General features: G+C 68.2%; 10 protein-coding genes and 1 pseudogene. 1 reads left to right on the forward strand and 10 read right to left on the reverse strand.

The window, feature by feature from the left end; all coding sequences use genetic code 11:
• Window positions 1-94: 94 nt before the first annotated feature.
• From JD79_RS21650 to JD79_RS21660, 4 genes are all read right to left on the reverse strand, one after another.
• Window positions 95-3,748: a hypothetical protein gene (locus JD79_RS21650; RefSeq protein WP_110007191.1), complete on the reverse strand. Its 3,654-nt coding sequence runs from the start codon at window positions 3,746-3,748 to the stop codon at window positions 95-97.
• Window positions 3,749-3,921: 173 nt separating this feature from the next.
• A complete protein-coding gene (locus JD79_RS22880; RefSeq protein WP_170149305.1) occupies window positions 3,922-4,092 on the reverse strand; it encodes a hypothetical protein in 171 nt (56 codons plus the stop codon).
• A gap of 147 nt (window positions 4,093-4,239) precedes the next feature.
• Window positions 4,240-4,704 carry a transposase gene (locus tag JD79_RS21655; protein WP_110007192.1) on the reverse strand — a complete coding sequence of 155 codons (465 nt, stop codon included), beginning with the start codon at window positions 4,702-4,704 and terminating at the stop codon, window positions 4,240-4,242.
• A 189-nt stretch (window positions 4,705-4,893) separates the two neighbouring features.
• Window positions 4,894-5,124, reverse strand: coding sequence for a transposase family protein (locus tag JD79_RS21660; protein WP_170149306.1), 231 nt, complete (start codon window positions 5,122-5,124; stop codon window positions 4,894-4,896).
• Window positions 5,125-5,764: 640 nt separating this feature from the next.
• Here JD79_RS21660 and JD79_RS21670 point away from each other — a divergent pair.
• Window positions 5,765-6,790, forward strand: coding sequence for a glycosyltransferase family 2 protein (locus JD79_RS21670; protein ID WP_170149307.1), 1,026 nt, complete (start codon window positions 5,765-5,767; stop codon window positions 6,788-6,790).
• 1,191 nt (window positions 6,791-7,981) lie between these two features.
• On the opposite strand, the pseudogene JD79_RS21680 reads toward JD79_RS21670, so the two are convergent.
• The 6 genes and pseudogenes from JD79_RS21680 to JD79_RS21705 form a co-directional block, all read right to left on the reverse strand.
• Window positions 7,982-8,447: pseudogene (locus JD79_RS21680) on the reverse strand (IS701 family transposase); the annotation flags it as partial.
• Window positions 8,448-8,581: 134 nt separating this feature from the next.
• Complete coding sequence (locus JD79_RS21685; RefSeq protein WP_110007197.1) at window positions 8,582-9,214, reverse strand: hypothetical protein; 633 nt, start codon at window positions 9,212-9,214, stop codon at window positions 8,582-8,584.
• A 729-nt stretch (window positions 9,215-9,943) separates the two neighbouring features.
• Complete coding sequence (locus tag JD79_RS21690) at window positions 9,944-12,172, reverse strand: S8 family serine peptidase (protein ID WP_110007198.1); 2,229 nt, start codon at window positions 12,170-12,172, stop codon at window positions 9,944-9,946.
• Window positions 12,173-12,197: 25 nt separating this feature from the next.
• Window positions 12,198-13,556 (reverse strand): hypothetical protein, encoded by a 1,359-nt coding sequence (locus JD79_RS21695; RefSeq protein ID WP_110007199.1) that lies wholly within the window; start codon window positions 13,554-13,556, stop codon window positions 12,198-12,200.
• A 1-nt stretch (window position 13,557) separates the two neighbouring features.
• Window positions 13,558-18,759, reverse strand: coding sequence for a peptidoglycan-binding domain-containing protein (locus tag JD79_RS23215; RefSeq protein ID WP_211308102.1), 5,202 nt, complete (start codon window positions 18,757-18,759; stop codon window positions 13,558-13,560).
• Complete coding sequence (locus JD79_RS21705; protein WP_110007200.1) at window positions 18,743-20,761, reverse strand: CHAT domain-containing protein; 2,019 nt, start codon at window positions 20,759-20,761, stop codon at window positions 18,743-18,745. The genes JD79_RS23215 and JD79_RS21705 overlap by 17 nt, the downstream gene beginning before the upstream one ends.
• Window positions 20,762-20,779: the final 18 nt, after the last annotated feature.

Below are 20,779 nucleotides of genomic sequence, written 5' to 3' on the forward strand. Positions count from 1 at the left end.
TCGGACCGAGGCTCGCTGCTGAGAGGATCTGTCCATGCCAGAGCAGCGGCGGAGGTTTAACCCACAGGGAAGTGGTCGTCTGCCTGAGCGTGGGTCACGCCGCCGGCCTCCTTCTGAAGCTGAGCAGGCCGTTGATTCGAGTGCCATAGGGAGGCGCGAATTCGCTGCCGTAGTATGCCTCCAAGTGGCCCGAGTGGTTGGCTGGGTCCAGCATGCGGCCCTCCATTTTCACGGTGACCGACTTACCACGAATCTCCTCCGGGATGTGATGGGTGCCACCTACCAGCATCAGAGCCTGCTCCGGCCCCTCCGTCTGGTCGGCCTCGTAGTTGACGTCGAACCTAGAGGGATCGGTAACGCTCCCACCAAAGTCGAGTCTAAGTTCGCCCCAAACGTCGCCACCTACTACCCCTGGGGACAGGGAAAAAGTGAAGTCGACGTCGGCGGCCCAGTCCGGTATGGGCACCTGCCAGACGGCCGCGGAGGGCCACTGAGTCCAGGCCGTCTGGTCGGTTGCCAGCGTCGACGGGACTTCCTGGTGCGCGGTCCCGCTCCACTGTCTCGACGAGGGCCCATCCGATGTCGCCCCGCCGACCTCGACCCACTCGCCCTGTTGATTCTGTTCCCAGCGCGGCAGGCGGTCGTCGGCCCGCAAGTGCACGAGGTTCGTGGGTACCCGCACAATCCACGGCGCACCCTGCGGTACTTCGGCACCGGGCCGGTCGAGGCGCTCGGCGATCTCGTCGGCGATAGGCAGGTAGAGCGCGCTGGTGATCGGGGGCAGCGGTCCGCCGTTCCAAGTCTCGCCGAAGGTCAGGAAGTGGTCGATCGCCCCCTCGAACCCGGGCCGGGCCGGCACCGACACACGCGCGTATCCCGCCTGCAGGAACTCGTTGAAGGCCGGATCGGGGTCGTCGTAGGCGATTCGCTCGTCCCACTGGTCCTTGCGACCCCAGAAGTACGGATAGGTCACCCAGGTCATCTGCTCCCACTCGAACGCCTGCTCGAAGAAGCGCACGTACGGACCCTCACCGGCGGTCTCGAAGACATCCAGCTGCGGCAGACCCGTGCTCGCCGACAGTTTCATGGCGTCGAATAGATCGAAGTGCTGGTCCGTAAGGATGCTGATGCAATTCTTCTTTAGCTCTGTTCGGATCGAGAGCTGGTTCGCCGCCGGGTTGCGGCCGCGGATCGCGACGCCGGCCTGCAGCTGCAGCGCCGCCAGCTTCTCTTCGTAGTCCGCGACCAAGGCGGCGTGCGCGGTGGCCAGCTTGGCGTGCGTCTCCAGCCGCCACTTCTCCATAGCCCTCTCGGTCCGCTGGCACTTGACCTCGATCGCCACAGCGACCTGTGCGACGTGGAAGCTATCGAGGGCGAACGGCACCGTGTCGCGCTCGTCGTCCAGTGTCGTCGTCCAGAGCCAGTTCCCGGCCCCCATCCGCTGAGTTCGCCGACCGAGGACGACGTCCAGCGCGCAGTCGCCCTCCCACTGGTTGAGCACCCTGCCGACGCTGCCAAAGACCGCACGGTAGCCGTCGTCGATAGCGATCTGGCCAGAGTGGTTGTAGTTGGTGTTCTTGTCCCCGCCGCCTGCCTTGAAGTCTGCCGACTTCGTGCGGTAGAGCTCCGGCGGCGGCGCGACGTCCTTCGCTTGATAGACCTGCACCCAGTAGCCGTAGTTGCTTTCGTTGATTTGAGCTGGTAGGAGGGTGAACGTGGGCGGCTTGGTAAGTGTGACCGTTCCGGCATGCGCTCGGTTCATGGCGGCCACGATGAACGCTGCCGGCTCGGGCACCATGAAATCGAAGGTGGCGCGCAGGCCGTAGTTGTACATTTGCGCCTGGTAGACCTTGTTCACCCACTGGTAGACCCCGGATACGTGGCCGGCCCCCTTGACGTTGTTCAACTCGTGGGTGTTCTTCTCGATGGTCTCCGTGGTGAGGCGAGTCGTGGTTCGCTCGAGGATGCGCTCGGCGATCTTCCGCGAGCTGCGCTCGGTGACGTCCTGGGAGAATGACGAGGCGGCCTTCGTCGCCTCCTCTTTGGACCGTGACAGCGAACCCTCGGCGCTGACCGCGAACTCCACGGTCGGGCCGTAGCTGCCCGAGATGTTGAGGCCAGCCTTGAGCGCGGCGTCCTCCTTGATCGTCGTGCTCGTCTCACGGGTCATCTCGAACCGGTCCGCGGTCTCCAGCTCGCGCTCCTCGCTGGTACCAACCTCGCTCTCGGACAGCGTGAAGACCTCTGACTCCTCTCGCCGGGTGTGCTCGCGCAGCTTCCGCTCGCCCCGGAGCACGTTCTCAATGTGTGCGACGTCGGCGCCCTCGTATCCGATCAGTTGCTGCCGGACGACGAGCAGGTCTGCCACACCAGCAGGTGCGACGGCGCCCCGGGTGTGCGGGATCCGGCCGTCCATCGGGAACACCGGGACGGGCAGCAGGCCACCGGTCCCAAGGGTGCCCCAGCCGGTGACGATCGGTGTCTGCACGGAGACCAGCGCGTCCCCGACGCGGGTGAAGGACTGCCTCACCGGGTGGCCGGCGATCTGCTCCAGCCGCTCCACGGTCGTGGTCAGTTCGGCACCGAGGCCCTGGGTGATTCGGTCGAGTGGAACGGCGCTGAGGTCGAGGCCGCGGTCAGCAAGCAGTGTGCGGGTGCCCTCGGTCAACGCCTCGGTGGCCTCCGGCTGCAAGATGAAACCAGCCTCCGTCAGGTCCGGAGGACTGAACTCAACTCTGCCCGGGGCGGCGACGGAGGTGGTGCCTGCCAAGGTTGCCGCCAAGTTCGCCAGGCCATCAGGAACCGTCGTCGATCCGGCCGCCGTGTCACCGCCCTGCTCGCCCGCCTCTTCGATGATCGGGCCTTCGTCGATCGTTCCCCCCAGCCGGCGGAGACTCACCGTGCGCAAGTCCCTCGTGAAGGTGCTCTCCGCGGCCATGGCGCTCGTCAACCGCAGTTCCTCCGGCGGATCTACGGCCTCGCTGCCCTCCACTGCAGAGACCCGGAAATGGCGCCCCTCGAGCGAACCGAGTTCGGCGATCGCGACCCGCAGCGCTTCGTGTCGGCCGAGCAGATCGCCAACTTGTGCCTCGCGCTCCGCGATGGCTTCCGCCCGACGCTGGCGTAGTTGCTCCTCGGCGTCTCGGGTGGACAGACGCGATCCCCAACCCGGCACCACGGGCAGCCGAAGCGACCGCCGGCGATAGGCGTGCAATGCGGGGCCGCCGTCGAACCGGTCCTCGCTTGCGGCCCTCCGGACGACCTCGGCGGTGCGCAGCTGTCGGGTCAGCTCTTCCACCGGCCTGGTGTGCTCCTCCTGCAGTACCTTGATTGCCGTGAGGCTGTCGCGCAGGCGCCGCAGCATCCGCTGGAACATCTCGTCGTCCACAACCTCGGACGCCGGGCGGCCGAACGCTGTCCGGACCGCTCGGGCGACGGAACCCTGCTGGTCGCCGTCATCGTCCTGGTCCTGAGGCGGACGCCGGACGACGGGCTCGTCCTCCAGTCCATCGAGCAGGGCGGCGAACTTAGCGAGCTCGGCAGCATATTCGCTGCCCGCGGGATCGCCCAGAAACTCGTCGCCCTGGACGTACGCGCGGCTCACCTCCTCCGCGCCCTCGCGTCCGCCGGGGACCGCCTCGCGTAAGGCGTTCTGATAATCGGAATCCTGGGTGAGGTCGATGCTGGGACTCTCGGGGTCTTGCGTTACGGCGGGCCGCAGGAGCATCAACCGAAATAGGTCTTCCATTCCGACCTCCGTGCGGACCAATTCACTGGCGCTACCAGTTCCCACCGCGGTGCTGTGTCGCCACGGACAGCCACAACACTGCAAGGGCTCCGTCACCGTTGCGTCACCGTCCCGTCACCAGGGGCCCTGCAAAGTCCTGAAAGCGCCGGTTGGCCTGCTGTTCTGTTCTTCCGTCAGGCGGCGGCAAGTGCGTCGAGGACGTCGGCGGGTCGGTATCTGAAGTCACGGTGGGTGGCGGCGATGTCGGTGCCGCCGCGGAGCCGGATGATGTTGATCGCGGTGTTGCGCGCGGCGGCCATGACTTGGGGTTCCGTGGCCAGTGCGTAGCCTCGACTGGTCCTCACCCTCGGTCACGTCGCGGACCCAGTGCAGACAATTCTTAATCGTCCAGAGGGAGCGGATCCAGGCGACCAACAGGCGCGGATCGGCATCCCGGTGGTCCAACGAGGTGATCGCGTAGACCGTTTCCACCGACGGGCTGGCGTGGCCGCTCACCCGTCGTCGGCGGACGACCTTGATCGCCCGGGCGCCGTGCGGGAACAGCCCAGCCTCCGGTGCCCCGCCAGGTCGATGACCTTGATCGACCGGGATTCGGCTCGGCCGTGCCCGACGTGCCGCTCGCGCAGCCCGCTCACCTGCGCCCAGGGCAGCCGGGCCAGCGCCGTGCGCAGCGTCGGCTGGTTGCTCCTGACGGTGAACAGGTAGTTGGCTCCGCGGTCGTGCAGATAGTTCGCGTGCGCGCGCTGGCAGTGCAAGGCATCGGCGGTGACCACGAGGTCGCGCAGGTCAGGCAGGATATCCAGAACGGCGGTGAACGCGGCCAGCTCGTCTCCGCCGCTCACTTCGACCTGAGCTGGCGCCAGGCCCTTGGCGTGATTGAAGACCGCGATTAATTTGGCCTGTCCACCGGGGCCGTCGCGGACGCCGCACAAGATCTTGCCGTCGACGGCCGACACCGGACGGACCTCACCGCGCGGCCGAACATGCTGGGCGCGCTGTCGCTACCGGTCCTGGCGGCGGGCCAGGACCTAGCTGGTCAGCGCCCACTGCAGCGCGGCGGCATAGACCGCGGCCAACACCCGGCCGAACGTAGTCGCATGCGGGGTCGGCCCGCAGACGCCCACCGCCTGCTCGGCGTGCGCGGCTCATTGCACGATCGCCGCGTACGAGCGGGCGCCGGCCAGCACGGCGCCGACCGCGAGCAGCAGAATCGACTGCAGGCCGTGACGACGGCCCCGCGCCTCACGCGGGTCAGGAACCGCAGACAGGGCCTGGAGCAGGCCGATCGATTCGGCCGCACCCAGCGACTCTGGTGGCAGGCCGGCCTCGGCGACAGCGTCGAGCAGAGCGGACGGGGAAGATGAACTTGCGGGCACGGGCCTCTCGCTGGTGATCGACGGCTTCGACCACCTTCAGATCACCACACGGCCCGTGCCCGCCCCCGAACTACTAGCTCGAGCGCTCGTTGCCCGACTTTGCAGCGGCCCTGGTCGCGTCACGGACTCGTCAGTCATGGCTCGGTGATGACAACGAACGGTGTGGGCGAGTTGTTCGAGTTGGGCGACCAGGTGGCAGCTTTCCTCCTCGTCGTTGCGGCGGACGAGCCAGTCGGGCTTACGGTCCCGGTAGCGCTCGTGGTTCTTGAGCGTCGAGTGGGCAACCGGGACTTGGGCGCGGGCTCTGCCGCGGCGGCTGGTGAGCCGGGCGTGCTGAGCGGCGAGGAAGTCGGCGCCCTTCATCGACCGAGCCGGCCGCTCGACTGGCATCGCGGTGAGCCACTTGGTTGACGTGCTGCTGCTCGGGCCGCTGGCGCTCGCGGGCCGCCTCGTGCACCCCCGAGCCGACCCAGGCGGCCAGGTGAGCGGCCGAGGGAGCCGGGACCGACGCAGGCGTCCGAGCCCGGATGAGTCAGCCGCAGCGCGTAAGTACCTGGGCGGATGGGGCCACGAGGCGCAATCCCCCCCGTCGACAAAGGCTGTCTGCGACGCTGCGCGGATGATTGATGAGCGTCCATCGGTGACCGTCGTCATGCGGACTAGGAACCGTCCGCTATTACTCAAGCGCGCTGTCGCGGACGTCTGCCGCCAGACATTCTCGGACTGGCACTTAGTGGTAGTTAACGACGGCGGGCCCGCCGCGGACGTCGACGCCGTGCTTCGGCACCATCCCATGCCGACCGGCCGGCTGACCGTTCTGCACAACGAGGCCCGGCGGGGTATGGAGGCTGCCTCCAACCGGGGCATCGCGGCTGGAAACTCCACGTACGTGGCAATCCACGACGACGACGACACGTGGCACCCCTCGTTCCTCGCTCGGACCGTCGCGCACCTGGACGGCACGGGCCAAGCCGCGGTGGCCGTGCGCACCGAGATTGTCCGGGAGGAGATTCGCGGGGAGTCCATCGTCGAGACGGAGCGCGAGACCTTTGCCCCGCAGGTGCATGCGTTCACGCTGTTCGAGATGCTCCGCACGAACCGGATTGTGCCGATATCGGTTCTCTACCGGCGCGCGGTCCATGACACGGTCGGCTGGTTCCGAGAGGACCTCCCAGTCGTCGGGGATTGGGACTTCTTTCTTCGCCTAACTTTGACCGATCTGCGCCTGGGCTTCCTCGACGGCGACCCCTTGGCCTTCTGGCATCAGCGGCCTGCGGCGACCGGGCCAGCGGCCAACAGTGTAGTTGAAGGGACAACAGAACACCACGACGTCGACCTACTCCTCCGCGACGAGGCGCTACGGGCTTACGGCCAGCGTCATGGACTTGGCGGCCTGCTGTACACGACCGCCTACTTTCAGCGGGAGATCGACGGGCTGATTGTCCGCATCACCGAGATCCGGCATCGCGAGGAGGAAGCTGTGCACCTGCTGCGGCGCGCGGCCGAGCTGCTAGAGCGGCAGGCCGAGCGGGTCGACCAGCAGAACGACCGCCTTGCCGCGCTCGAGGCCGCCGTATCCGACGCCAGCATGGTGAGCCTGGCGCGCCGGCGATACCGCCGGTGGAAGTCTCGGGTGCTCAGGTTGGCACGGGTGCTCAGCGTCTGAATAGGCAATAGCTTCAGCAGCAGGGGTGACCGTCCGAGTCGTTGGCTGACGCTTCCCCCCAATGGTCGCTACTCTTGACCGACGGAAACATCGAGGGGACATTGGCCCTTTCGGTCGCGGTGGGCAAGGGATACGGCATGGTCTGATGAGGTCGCTGGTGACGACGTCAACCGCCGTCGTCTCCAGCACTGACCGCCCATCGTTGGACACCTGACGCCGACGACACCGCGAGCCGCGTCTAAGTCTTGATTCGACTTTGAAGTAGGCCACAGGCAAGGGAGCAACTTCCCGTTGCCGAATCGACGCGGTTATGTCCAGGTGGTCTACGACGCCACGTCGCCCAGTAGGTGTCGTGACCAGGCAGGTTGTTCACGCGGCGAGTCGGCTGATCGGTGGGCGGCCTGCGAGGGCGGAGTGGCTGCGGGCAGTGTTGTAGTGGGTCAGCCAACTGTCTGGCGTGGCTCAAGCGTCCAAGGGAGCCTCTGGCACAACACACCGTCCGCCGGCGAGCAGTGTGGCGTGGGTTGGCTACGGCTCAGGGCAGCTGCCTGCCCCCGTACGGGGCATCGGGGCGCAACTGCGGCACGGCGTTGCCGGTGCGCCGCTCGAAATCGGCGGCCGCCACCAACTCCACCAGCACCGAGACCTCGGGGTATCCACCAGCCCGGCAATCGGGGCTCGCCCGCAGGGTCAGCTCCCGGCACCCGGGCGCATCGGCGCCCGGTGCGGTCCGGGTCAGTGCCCGCCAGGCCCCAGAGTCGCTCGCGATTCCCGGGAGACTCCGGTTCGGAGGCACCGGGAGTGCGGTGGCGGGCTCGCCCTCCCCCACCGCGCGACCGGTCACCGCGTCGGTCGCGCCCAGCGTCGACAGGAGCGCGACAACCCTCACCGACCAGCCCGGGCCCCGCCGATCCGGGAGCAGCCCGAGCCATGCGCCCTCCCCTTCGGGTACGGGCAATAGCAGGTGCCCGGGCCCGGCCGCCGCCAGCGGCAGGGCCCCCCAGCTGCGCGGCAGGTCGTGCAGGACAGCTGATCCGGGTAGGGGATACCGCTGGAAGGACAGCGACAGCTCCGCGGTCAGCGGCGGGTCCGGCGTAGACGTAGTAGGGCAGCTGCGGCTCCCCGCCCGGGTCGGCGGGGATGCTGCGGCGGGCCAGCACCCAGCGGGCCCAGCTCGGGTTGAAGCTCCCGCGGCAGGTAGAGCTCCCGGTCGATCAGCGCCCGGCCGGCCGGTGTGGCGTAGGCCAGAAAGACCCCAATCTGGCAGTTGTCGATCTTGCCGGTGGTGCCGGTGTACTGCCGGGCCACCCCGGCCGACCGGGTCCCCTTCTTGATGAACCCGGTCTCATCGACGATCAGCACCCCGCCGGGGCCCAGCCGCTCGACCACATAGGAGCGCAGTTCCTCGCGGACGGTGCCGGCGTTCCAGTCCGCAGTGCGCAGCAGCCGCTGCATCCCATCCGGAGACATCTCCCCTGGCGGCCTCGGCCAGCGTCCAGCCATTCTTGCGCTCCAACTGTCCGAGCAGCCCGCGAAGATAGGCCAACACCCGGGCCCGCGGCTCGACCCGGGCGAACGCCCCGGCGATCCGGGCGTGCACCTCCTCTAGGTCTACCGCCCAGTCCTGCACCTCGGCCACCAGGCCATCGCAGCGCATCCGCACACGCTGCTACCAGCCCCCCGCCGATCATGACAGCGACACGCACAAGTGCCGCTGCAGTACCAAGGACCCCGACACCGTCATCGCCACGGCCACCGACCCGCAGCACCGCAAGAGACCAGCCACGTCAGTTACGGAGCACTAGGCTCCGCGCTTCTCTTCCCCGCCGCCGCGGCGGAATTACTCAAGGGCCGCGACGGGGCGGGAATTCTCTCTGCGGCGGGCGCTCTCTGTGCGGCGGGCGCGCCCTGTGCGGCAGCGGCTCCCTGTGCGACGGCCTCCTCAGGAGTGCCGGTGCAGAGGAAGTTGGTGGCGAACGCCAGGACGGCAGCGGCGCCGAAGGTGATCGCCACCGTGGCGAAGGTCAGTGCGTTCCCGGCAAACCAGAGGTTGAGTGGGCTTCCAGGCATCACCAGACCCCAGGCCGCCGCGGCGAACGCCGCGATGCCGCACTCCAGCCACGGCACCCCTACCCATCGGTAGTCGGCCGGACTTGAGCCTGCGGCTTTGTGCTTTCCCCAGTACACCGCCAAGGGCGCCAAGAAGGAGCAAACCACGAAGACGAGAAACACCGACACGCGGAAGGGGCCGTACTCGCTGGAGTTGATTCCAGCGGCCAGAACCGCTGCCACGATAGCCGTGTACGCCGCCAGGGTCTCGGTGGGAACGGAAGCAACCAGGGCCTGCGTTGCCGTGGCGACGTCCTTGTCGGGCTTCGCGTCGTCCCGTTTGGCAGCGAGGTCTCCCATATTCAGCGCGCTCATGGACGCCTCCTCCGGGGTGCGGCGGGAGGGCACTAAACGCCATTACAGTGCGCACGCCGAGAGTGCGGCGACAGAGTCCATGGTCCCCGTCCTCACAGGGGGAGATCGACAGCTAATCACCGAGCGCCCCTGCGAACAGAACGGACCTTCCTTGACAACACAGAGCCTCCGTAACCATCCAAGGACAACCCCATGCATTGACACAGGTGTCATGCCGGAGTCACGTCTCTCATCACACCGACTTGGCCGCTTCATCGCCGGAGGGGGCCCCATGAACGGAAGCCGAGGAGCCTGGCCGGGATTGGTAGGGAGCGCCTGCGTCCCGTACTACCTGACGGGCTGTCGATCGGGCTGGACTGCGGCACGTCCAGCGGCCCAAGCGACTTGAGCGAATCGGGAATGCAGATCTGATTTCGACGGCGACCTCCATATCGTGCTTCCCGCCGTCCGATCACCCTACGGCTGGAAGGTTACAGTCGTCAGTGCCCGCGGCGACCGTGAGATCGTGCCGGCGGCGCTCCCGACGGAACCACCGTGATCCGCCATCATGCTCGCCCTACCAGATCCGCTGTCGAGTACCCAGCGTGTACTCGACGACACTCGGATAACCGGCCCCGTTACCAGGCGTCCCGGCGCTGGACCTCACTGCCTTGCTCGTTCCCAGGGCCAACGTCGAGCTCCGTCACCAGAACCCGCACTCAGCTGCGGGACTCAAGCCGGTCAACAGTCTCAAATCACGGTAAGCGCTGAATTGAGGCCACCCGCTACCACCAGCGCGAACGACTGCGGCCCGTGGAGGATGTTGGACGCCACGACTTGGATCAGGTACGTCCCCGCGTCCGGTCGGTCGAGACGGATTACCTGGACGTTGTTTCCCGGGTCCGGCGACGGGAACTGGGCCGGCCGGTTCTGGTTACCGACCCACTTGGTGCCGGACTCCCGGTGTTCCGCGAGTAAGGCAAGATTGTTCTGCAGACCGCGGCCAGGGGGGTCCGTCCAGACCAGACAGAGCCGGAGCCAGGTGTCTTCGGTGGCCGTGACCACATATCGCCGGGCATCGCCGACCCCCGAGAACCCCGTGGACCGATCCTGCCAGTCGTCCACGTACTCTAGGCGCATGGCCGGCTCAAGCGGGTTTGGGATCGTCCACGGCAGGTAGAGGCGGCCAAATCCCTGGTGATAATTGGGCTCCCTCGCGTGGTCATGTAGCGCGTCCCTCCCGGACAGCCAGCGCGCCCCGTTCACTAGGGCGGCCTTGAGCAACGCCGCGCTCGGCTCGTGGTCGCGCGTCTCAGTGAAGTACTGCCGAACCAGCGCTGCGCTGCCCGAGACCAGCGGAGCCGCCATACTGGTGCCGCCCATGTACGCGTAACCAGGGTCCCCCTCGGCCCAGAAGTTCTCGGCCGGCGCGATGGCCGATCGAGTCGACAGGATGAAGGTCCCCGGTGCCACGATGTCCGGCTTCGCGCGGATTTGCTCGTCGCACGGCCCTCGGCCGCTGAAGGCCGCCATGGCCTCCGGATCGCCGCTGATGGCCTCGTCCCCGAGCGGTGGTGGGAAGTTGGCGTCCCACCACTGCGCCCAGGTGGGAGCCCCTGGGACGACCCGGTCGCTGCGGCTGGCGCCAACGGTCAACGCGTTCTTGGCCGTGGCCGGCGCATCGAGCGAGAACAGATCGACCGAGCCGGGGTTGGTGAACCGGGGCTGGGCAGCCGTGCCGTCGTTGCCGGCGGCGATGACTAGCAGCATGTCCGGGTGGCTGGCCACGAAGTCGTCGACTTCCAGGCTGCTCACCCGATACGCCGACCCGGCTTCGGCTCCCCAGCTGTTGTTGTGGATCCGGGCCCCCGCCTGATAGGCCTCGTCGAACAGCTCCGCCAGATCGGCCGGGAGGCCGCCGAGGCCGCCCTGTCCGTCCATGATGGATTGGAAGAACAGCCCGGCCTCCGGCGCGGTACCGCGGACCGCGCCGGCGGACGCGGTGCCGTCTCCCACTACCGAGCCGGCAACGTGCGTGCCATGGCCGTGGTCATCACTGGCGTCGTCGGGCCGCCCCCACGCTCGCACGTCGACCAGACGCTTCCGTAGGTCTGGGTGCGTGTCGTCAATGCCGCTGTCGGCCACGGCGACCATCTGCCCTTGACCGGTCAACCCGATTGGCGCGGATCCACCAGGACCTGCCGGGTCGAGGCCGAGGATCCGGCGGGCGTGGTCGTTCGAGAGCCTTGGGGGCACGAACTCCTCCACCGTGGCCACGCTCGGCAGCCTGGCCAGCTCGGTCAGGGCGGCGGCATCGGGACGGGCGAGGAAGCGCAGCTTGCGGCGGGCGCCGCCCTGCACCGTCAGGTTCCGCGCGTCGAGCCACGTCCGCACGTCGTCGAGGTCGTCGGTGCGGTGAACCAAGACCTCGAAGGGCCTGGGCGGAACCGTCGCGCGACCACCCCGGCGTTGGCTCAAGGTGGTCCGCGCAACCGTCTCAGGGGTCTCGTACAGTCCCATCTCGACCACGAACCCGAGACTGCGCACGGCTGGGACCGCGCTCAGCCGGACCCAGGCGCTGTATGAATCAGGCCTGAGCCGTTCGATGAGCTCGACACCGGCGTGCTCCAGGGACTGCCGCCAAGGATCGAGCAGCGGGCCGGCGAGCCGAAGCACCCACACGTCCAGATCGGCGGGGACTGCCGGCGCCACGGGGATGGGCGAAGGTCTGGCGCCACGCCGGCCCCCGCCTGAGCTAAGCCCAGGCTCGCCACGCCGTCCTCGGGCAGGACCCGGCACCTGCGGGTCCTCGTCGACCACGGTGACGAAGACGCCGGTGTCCCGGAGCTCGGCGAGCCGGGTGTCATCGACCTCCCCGACGATGACCCGACCCTGCACCTGGGGATGGCCGAGGACCGCCAACGCCGCCTGCAATTCCTCCTCGTGCATGTAGTGCGCAGTCACGCGCTTGGTCACCATCCGGGCCTCCTTCCGGCGGGCGCCTCTACCGGTCCTGGTCTCTAATGAGAATCTGGTAGAGTTCGCTGACTAGCGTCAGATCGGCGCCGACCGCGCCCTTCCTGTCAACTTGGGCTCGGTAGCGGGTTCCCGGCTGCTGGATCAGCGCGGCCCGCTCCAGGATGTTGTCCTGGACGACCGGGTGCACGAAGGAGTCCGGGTCTGACCGGAAGGCTTCGGCCGCCACCGCCAACAGGGTCCGGATGTCCTTGGTCTTGGGCTTCCACTTCTTGAGCAGCCGCTGCGGCTGCCGGCCGGTGTCGCACTGCGCAGTGCACGTGATGACGTCGTCCAGTCTCAGTTGTCGGTCACCCCGCGTGCCGAACCCGGGGTACGGCCCATGAACCAGCGCCCGGCCCATCTCGACTGCGATGCCGTACCCATCGACCTCGGCGACCGGTATGTCGTCCATGGCCCAGGAGGCCCGCACTTGCTCGGCGGCCTGCTCACAGCGGGCGGCCTCCAAGGCGCCCGCGGCGAGGGCCAGGCGCAGCAGCCTCGGTGGGTACGCGTCGTCGCCAGTCGCCAGCTCGGGACTCTCCGCGGGGAGGAAGTCCTCGAGCGTGTCGAGGTAGGCCGGGCCCCCGCAGAGGACGCCGTACACATCGGCGAATGACTCCTCCGCCCACGCGCACCAGGCGTCGCGCCGAGCCATGCACTGGCCGAGTTCGGCCGCCCTGCGGTCGACGACCTGCTGCACCGTGTCGAGACCCACGAAGTCGACAAGAACGGCGTGACCGACCTCGTGGCCAATGATGAGTGCCTCCGGCAAGTGCCGCAGTTGGTACCACGGCACCGCGACGACCGGCAGCGGGAGCCGCCTGATCAGCGCTCGAGCCGTCCGGCTCTGAAGGGATTCAGGCGGGATCTCGGTTGCTATCGAGTCCCCGCGGGCCAGCGTCATCGGACCGTCGACCGGGCCGAGGTAGACCAGCGGTGGCTCCCGGACCGCTTCCATCCCGACCGTCCCGCCCGCGACGGCGTGCAGCTGCGCCGGTTCGTAGCATGCCCAGGCGAACTCGTCGGCCAGCACGAGGTAGCGGCTGTACTCCTCCAGGCGGCGGAGAGCCCACTTGTCCCTGAAGAAGCCCCATACCTGGTGAACATCCAGCACCTGCCGCTCCAGCTCGCGCCAAGTCGCGGACAGGTCCGCGCTGTGCGCCACGTCCTCGGTGAGGAGGTCGACCATCGGCCGGAGGTACGCAGTGACGGATCGGACCTGCGAGTTGTGCTTCTCCATCGGATGTCTGGCCGCCGAGAGCGCCAGCCAGTGCTCTTGCTCCGCGGTAATCGTCCGGAGCTTGGCCTGCAGCTCGACCCGCTTGCGCTTCTCCCATCTGGCCATGTCAGTACCCGAGGGGGAGCAGTGACATCGGCGGTCTCTCCAGGAAGAGGGCGGAGCCGGCGCAGGCCAGCGTGCCCGCGAAATCGTCCGGCGGGCGGAAGCGCTGCAATTGGCTCGTCACGATGGCGATGTCTTTTCCCTCGGTCAACCCGGCGAGCACCTGATCGAGGATCTGCGCCTGATCCGGGGGCTCGGCCAAGCCCATCGCGAGGACGGCTTCCGCACAGCCGAGCTTCAACAGCTGGTGGGCCATGGAATTGCGGATGGCGAGGTGCCGGGTCGCCTCGAGTGGGCTGTACGGTAGCGGGACGTCGAGCAGGATCAGCGGCAACTTAGCGCCGCTGCCCAAAACCGTGCAGAGGGCTCCCAGCGCGCTCACCGATAGCATGTTGCTGGTGAGCTGTCCCCTGCGCGACAACTGCTCGCCGGTCTCGCCGAACTCCAGCACGGTGGCCCCGGTGGTCAACCGCACCGGGGCCATTACGTGCAGCAGGTCGGGCGTGCCTTCCTTGAAGAGGCCGCCGAACTCGGTTAGCGCGTCCGGTTGGGGGTCTTCCACGGTGACGAGCTCGATCCGGTGCTGCCGGTACGCGGCCACCGGCTCCTGCCCGGCGGCCGCATACCCCCGCTGTCGACCCGCCTCGCGCTCCCGGCCCGGCCGCAGGACGACCGCACGCAGCGAGTGGCGCGGCACTTCCGCCAGTACCTGCCGGCGCAGGGCGGACCAGGTCTCTGTCCCTGTGTCCGCGCGGACGGCGATGCCTGCCGCCTCATGGAAATCGCAGATCGCCTGGTCAGTCGACGGCCCTCGCAGACCGTCGGGTACCCCCGCAAAGTGTCCGAGGCGGCGGAGCAGCTTTTGCAGCGTGCGAGTCTTGGCTTCGTCACGCAGCGGCTGCGTCAGGCTGCGGTACACGAACTCGATATCCGGTCCCTGAACGAGTGGCACGTCCGCATCCCACGCCCGGATGAGCTCCCAGGGCAGGGCGGCGGAGTCGCGGCTGTCAAACACCAATCGCACCTGCCGCCGTGGGCCGTTGGTGACGGTCAACGCTTTTCGCAACTCGTTTGGCAGGAGGTGTTCAGCGACCTGTTCCGACCATGCTCGCCAGCCGTGGGCCAGCGAGCCGAGAATCGTCCGAAGTCGCGACAGAGCCTGGCTGGAGTCCTCCGCATCGCCGAACTCGCGTGTCGAGACGGTTTGGTCAGTCCGCTCACCCTCGGGGCGCAGCACTGAGATGTTGAGCGACTGCCCGGACAGCGGCCCGAACCGCACTTCGATCGTCCCACCCTCATCCACATGGCCTTCGCCGCCGAGCTGGAAGCGCCCGGCCACCTCGTCGCGCCGCCGCGAGTCACCTAGCTGGCTGTAGACGGCCGTGGCCTCCGCTGCGTGCCGGCGAGCAGCCAGCTCGTCACCCTTCCGGCGGGCGACCTCGGCGCGGACCATCGCAATCCGCGCAGTCCACTGATCGGTTCCGAGCCCCGACCTGAGTTGGTCCGCGGCGTCCAAGCGCGTGACCACCTGGTCGAGCGGGTCAAGGTCCAGACGTCGTTCCGCCAGCGCGACCTGGCAGGCGATCGCCAGCGTCCGGGGAGGGCGGCGCAAGAGGGCGGCCGACGGCGTCGGCTCGTCCGCGGTCGGGGGCCCCAACCGTCCCATGCCATCCAGCCACCACCACCACCCGAGGAGGTCGCCGCGACCTGCGAGCGCCGAGTCCAGGTAGCGGCCCGCCTCCTGCGGCCGGCCGACAACCCGAAGGATCTCGGCGACTCGCCACTCGAGGGCCGTCCGCTCCGCAGTAGAAAGGTCACTCCCGGTGCCGCCCAGGTCGAGGTCGTCGATCAGCAGGGCACGCAGGAGCCGCACCTGCGGCTCGGGCAACTGCAACCGCGGAAGCTCTCCCAGGTTCTCCAGACGCCTCAGCCGCGCGCGCGGCGGCGTCACTCGCTGCAGGTTCACCACCAGACCGACGACGAGCTCCTCATGGTCGCCCGGAGACGCCACCGACAGGTAGTGCAAGCCAGCCTCGACGAGGTCGCCCGGAGACGCTGCCGCACGCCTCATGGTGTTTAAGGCATCTCGGAGAATCGCCTGCGCGTCACCCTCATCGCCCATCGCCTGCCGCAGACGTGCGGTGGCCAGGCGAGTCCGGAGCCAGGCGCGTGACCCGGACTCGGGTTGGGTGCGCTGTGCCTCTTCCAGGACCTGCGCTGCCTCGAGCAGCTTGCCGGAGACGGTCGTCAGGACGAGCGCTGCCCGCGCGCAGTACATCGCCGCGCTGTCGTAGTCACTAAGCTCGCGTACCCGTGCCGCCGCTTCCATAAGGTCGGCGGCGCCGCGATCGGCGTCCAGCAGAGCCGCGTACGCCATCCCCCGCAGACCAAGAGTGACGTCCCTGGCATCGACCCCCTGGGCGGAAAGGTCCGCGCTATCGAGCGCCCCGTCCGTCGCGGCGAACACGCCGACGAAGTCGTCCACTCGCAGGCGGGCCAGAGCGAGCACGAGAGGGGCCTGGACCCTCACCGCCACGCCGCCGAAGGACAGCTGCTCGACCGCCTGGATGGCCCGGTTGACAGAACCGGCCTGAAGCAGGAGATGGGCCTCCAACAAGCGTAGGTCGGCGTCCGTGTCGACCCGGAAGCCGTCCTGCCGGGCCCGGCCGAACACACTCACGGCAGCGGCGTAGTCATCGTTCCGCGCATACGCCCGCGCCAGTGCCATGACTGACTGCCGGGCCCCGGGGAGGTCCCGCTCGCTGAGGGCGATCTCGTAGGATCGCAACAAGTGCGCGATCGCGTCCGGGCCGCGTGAGTTGAGCAGAGCCTGGCCCAGCGCCCGCTCGAGGTCGGCGAGATCGCGGGACGGCTCGAGGTCATCCTGCGCACGGCGTAGCAACCGCTCGCTCCGGGTGGCGTCACCCTGCGCCAGGGCGAGACGTGCCTCGATCGTCACCGCAGTTGCGACCGGAAAGCGGATCTCCGGCCGTGCGGCCTGCTGGGCGCGTGCCGCACCCAGCCCGGCCTCGACCTCCCTCCACAGCGGGTCCTCCCGACCGGCGAGGTTTTGGTCGGCAAGGGCGGCGGCGGAACGAGCCCGCTCTAGGTGCGCCGACGCCAGCGCCTCGTAGGTCATGCTGCCGATGGGCTGGACGAGGCGGTCGACGTAGTCCTCGCCCAGAATCTCGGTCGCCAGCTCCAGGCAGTCGTCGTATCGGTACGCCGCGCGCGCCTGCTCGAGCGCTGCCCGCCAGGTGCCCATGCCGGCCTCGGTGCTGAACTGGAATCGATGGAAGACCGCCTCCCGCGTCCAGTCGAGCCAGTGCTCGGGGTCGCCGGCGGCCCGTTGCTCGAAGTAGTCGCCGGCGGCGCGCTGGAGCTCGGCGAACACTGGGTGCGGGCGGATCAGGTGACGCAGCGGGTCCAGCACGTCCGGTCGGATCTGCACCGCGTCTGACTCGTCTGCGGCGAGCGAGATCCACCCGTAGTCGCTGGTGTAGTCGAGCAGCGTCGTCCAGAGGTCCCGCACCTGCGCCTCGGTCTCGGGAGCGACCAGATCAGTGCGAAACGTCGCCCGAGCCCGGGCCCGCGGCCGGGGCCGGTCGTCCTGCTGCGGATCGTCCCATGTTCCCTTGCCCGTCATCGCGTCGCTCATAAAGGGCCGCCACATCACGGAGACGACGAAGTCGTAGCGCAACCGGCGTGGGATCACGCCGTACCGCAGGAGCCAGTGGACCCGGTCGTCCTCGATTCGGTCGACGTACCGCTCGATGGCCGCGAGCAGGCCGGGCGTGCGCCAGCCCGCCAGTTCGTCCGCCGAAACGTCATCTAGCCGGGAGATGAGGTCGGCGTAAGTGGCCAACGTCAGTGGCCGTCCCTGAGCCAGTTTCCGGACCTGCTGGACGATGTCCTCCTGGAGGCCACGGATGTCCACCAAGTAGTGATGTTCCTCATCAGGCGTCAGCCGCTGAAGATGGTGGCTGGCAAGCTCTGGCAGATTCGCCGACATCCGCTCACGCAGGTCGAAACGGCCGGCAAGCACGACGCGCAGGGCCGGCACGCGGTGGACGACCTCGGACAGGAGTTCGACGATGCCGGTGGGGTCGACCGAACGGTGCAGCACCTTCTCGATCGTGTCCAGCACCAGCACGGCGGGACGGTTGCCCGGGCGGCTCAACAAGGCTGCGACAAACCGCTCGCGGACGTCCTCCCCCTCGCCGCGTGAGGCGTGGCGCGGTGCGATGCCGAAGTCGGCAGCCGGGTGCCGTGTCAGCAGGGCTCCATAGTGGCCGTACGTGGCGAGTAGCTCCTGAAAGGGCAAGCCGGTGATCTGCTGGTCCAACTGGGCCGCCGCCTCGATAAGGAGCAACCACGGATGCCGGGTCGCCGCGACCGGGTGCACGTCGTCGAAATCCACCCGGGCAGCGGGCAGGCGTGCCGGGACGCATCGCCGCGCGACGAACCAGCGCAATTGGGTCGACTTGCCCATGCCGCCGTCGGCGTACAGCTGCAGCATCCGGCCCGGGCGCCCCCCGAGCAGCTCCTCGAGTACCGCCTCGACCGTCTGCCGGGGGGTATACAGGGCTGACCGGTAGTAGTCCTTGGCCCACTTCGTCCGTGCCGCGAGGTAGGTGGCGTACTCGGTGCGCAGCGCAACCAGGGAGCGGTCAAATACTGGCCGGCGAGCGGCGACGTCGAGTACATCGAGGATCGCCCGGCAGCGGCCCAGGTCGTGTTCCTTGTCGGCGCTGTTGTAGAGGTCGCGCAGCAGGTCCCGCGCCTTGTCGGAATCGTACAGAATGCGCAGTTCAAGCTCCTCCAGTTCGCGAGCGTCGTCGTGGGCCCGGTCGGCGAGAATTCGGGCGAGCTCCGGCAGTCCATCCGGTACCTGCATCTTTACCGCCGACTCATGTCCCCCGGCGGCCCACCAGTCGCTCAGGCAGGTCTCCCGTAGCCCAGGCGCCAGCCGATGACGGTCCGGCTCGCCGGGAGCAGCCTCGACCTGGCCCATGGTGGTCAGCTCGGCCAGCGTTGGGCCGTCGTTCGAGCACAGCAATTCCTCGTACGCAGCTCGGTCGAAGGTGGGCGGCACCGCGCAGCGGCGCAGGCAATTCCGAACCGGTTCGTCGAACAGGGACAGCAACCGGAGGCCGACGTCCTCCGCCGCTGACGCGGCGGCCCAGTGTCTACGAACGACGATCACCGGCGTACCCCTTGCTCTTCATTTTCACCGCACCAATGAGCCATCCGAACTGGTCGGCGGTCAGCGACTCCACCCCTTCGACGAACCGGCCGATCTCCATCCACTTCTCCGCCTCGAGCGAGATGCCCACACGAGCGCAGAACTCCCGGGCGAGGCGGAGCAGCTCTCCGGAGCGGAACTCACGCATCGCCATCCGGTCACCCGCCAAGTCGCGAACCTCGTCGGTGAGCGGCCGAAGCTGCTCGTCGGTGCCGACGACGACGAAACGCAGCCCATCCCACTGACGCTCTGTCGCGACCGGCTGGAGCAGCAGCGGGCACAGGACGTCACTGACGTCGGGAGGCTCCACCGCACCCCAGGAATCCAGGACCACGAGCAGCGGTTGTTGGCCAGCGGCCGCGTCCAGCATGTTCAGGAACGACGTGAAAATCTTGGCGATCCACTCCTCGTAGTCCTCGCCGACCGAGGCGAACTCCTTGCCGTCGTCGGCGAACGAGCTCTCTGGTGTCCAGGGCTCGGGGTCGCGGTACCGCATCAGGAAGTGGAGGCTGTGGTCGAACTGGCGGCGGGGGTCGGCAGGCGCATCCGGCATCCAGTCGTCGTAGAGCGCGTCTCGCATCGCTCGCAGCACCGTCAGCCAGCTCAACCGCTTCTTCTGCTTCGTCGGCGCGGGGCTCACCTCGGAGAGGTCGACGTAGACGACGTTGCGCCCCCGAAGTCGAAGCGTGACCAACGCCGAGAGCACCATGGTGGACTTGCCGTAGCCCTTGTCGCCGGTGACGATCAAAAGCTTCTGGGGGCTCATGCCAACGACCGGGTCGACGGAGCGCCAGAACCTCCGACGCTCCGTCGACTGGTCCACATGCCCGGTCAGCCCCTTGAAGTGGCGGAGGTAGGGAGGCCTGCCGACTCGAGTCAGGTCGCCCGGCTGGACCTTGACCGGCAGCACGTCGTCCGGGTGGACGGCGACCGTCAGGGAGGGCAGTGCCCAGCACCGGTCGTCCGCGTCGATCCGCAATATGCTGTCGATGGCCCGACGCCCCGTGGCCGCCGCCACGTCCACCCCCCGGCCTGCGGCCAGGTCTGAGTAGAACCTGCGGGAAAACTCCACCGCTCCCACGGCCGGGATGTCTCCCTGCATCGACACCACGGCCGCGCTGCCCCGCTCCAAAAGGGCTCGAGTGAATGTCCTCGACGCCTCCCGCCCACCAATTGCATCCCCGGTTCGGCAGGCATTGAGGACAACAAGCGGGGGGGCCGGCTGTGCGGGGTCGGGAAGGTTCTTGATGTCCTTCGGGAACAGCGGCCACAGCCCGAGCGATCCCTCCATCTGGAGCGCGGACCCGCCGTCGTCATCGATGCCGTGGCTGATGACATGCAGGACGTCCGGGTTCACCTCCCGCCAGATGTCCTCCAGTTCCTGCCTCGTCTTCGGGGCTTCCAACAGCTCGACCGACCAACGTCCGGGGACATCCCGAAGCGCCTCGTGGATGGCGGCCAGTTCGTCGTCGACCATCAGGTCCTCCGAGCTGCGGTCGCCGACGACGACGAGCATCCCTGCCGGCACAGTGAGCGGCTCTCGATGGGCCAGCTGTGAACGCCACGCGCGCACCCATGGCAGCAGGTCACTCTGGAAAAGCGGCTCGCCGTCGGCGTTCGCCAGCAGCTCCCAGGGCAGAGATTGGAGCTCAGGTGTCCGTACGTCCAGGAACGTGCGCAACACCGATCCGCCCGCTCGCTCGGCCTTCTCCTGCCACCAGCGGTGAATGCTGGGCCCGAGCAGCTCCCACAGCGCCCGCCCGGCTTCGGGCGCACTCATCTGCGGATCACCGACCCCTAGCACCGCGGCTCGGGCATGGTCGAGTATTAGATCGTCGCGGAGAGGCAGCCCCTCGCACTCGGGGTTGTCCGGCCAAGAATCCGCTCCGACCTGCATCGTGAAGCCGTGCACGGTGAGCCTCTCGCCATCCTCTGGCTGGTCGACTCGGATCAACAACGTCATGTCGTCCTTCGCTCCTCG

Origin of the sequence: Geodermatophilus normandii (genome assembly GCF_003182485.1) — a bacterium.
GTDB lineage: Bacteria > Actinomycetota > Actinomycetes > Mycobacteriales > Geodermatophilaceae > Geodermatophilus > Geodermatophilus normandii.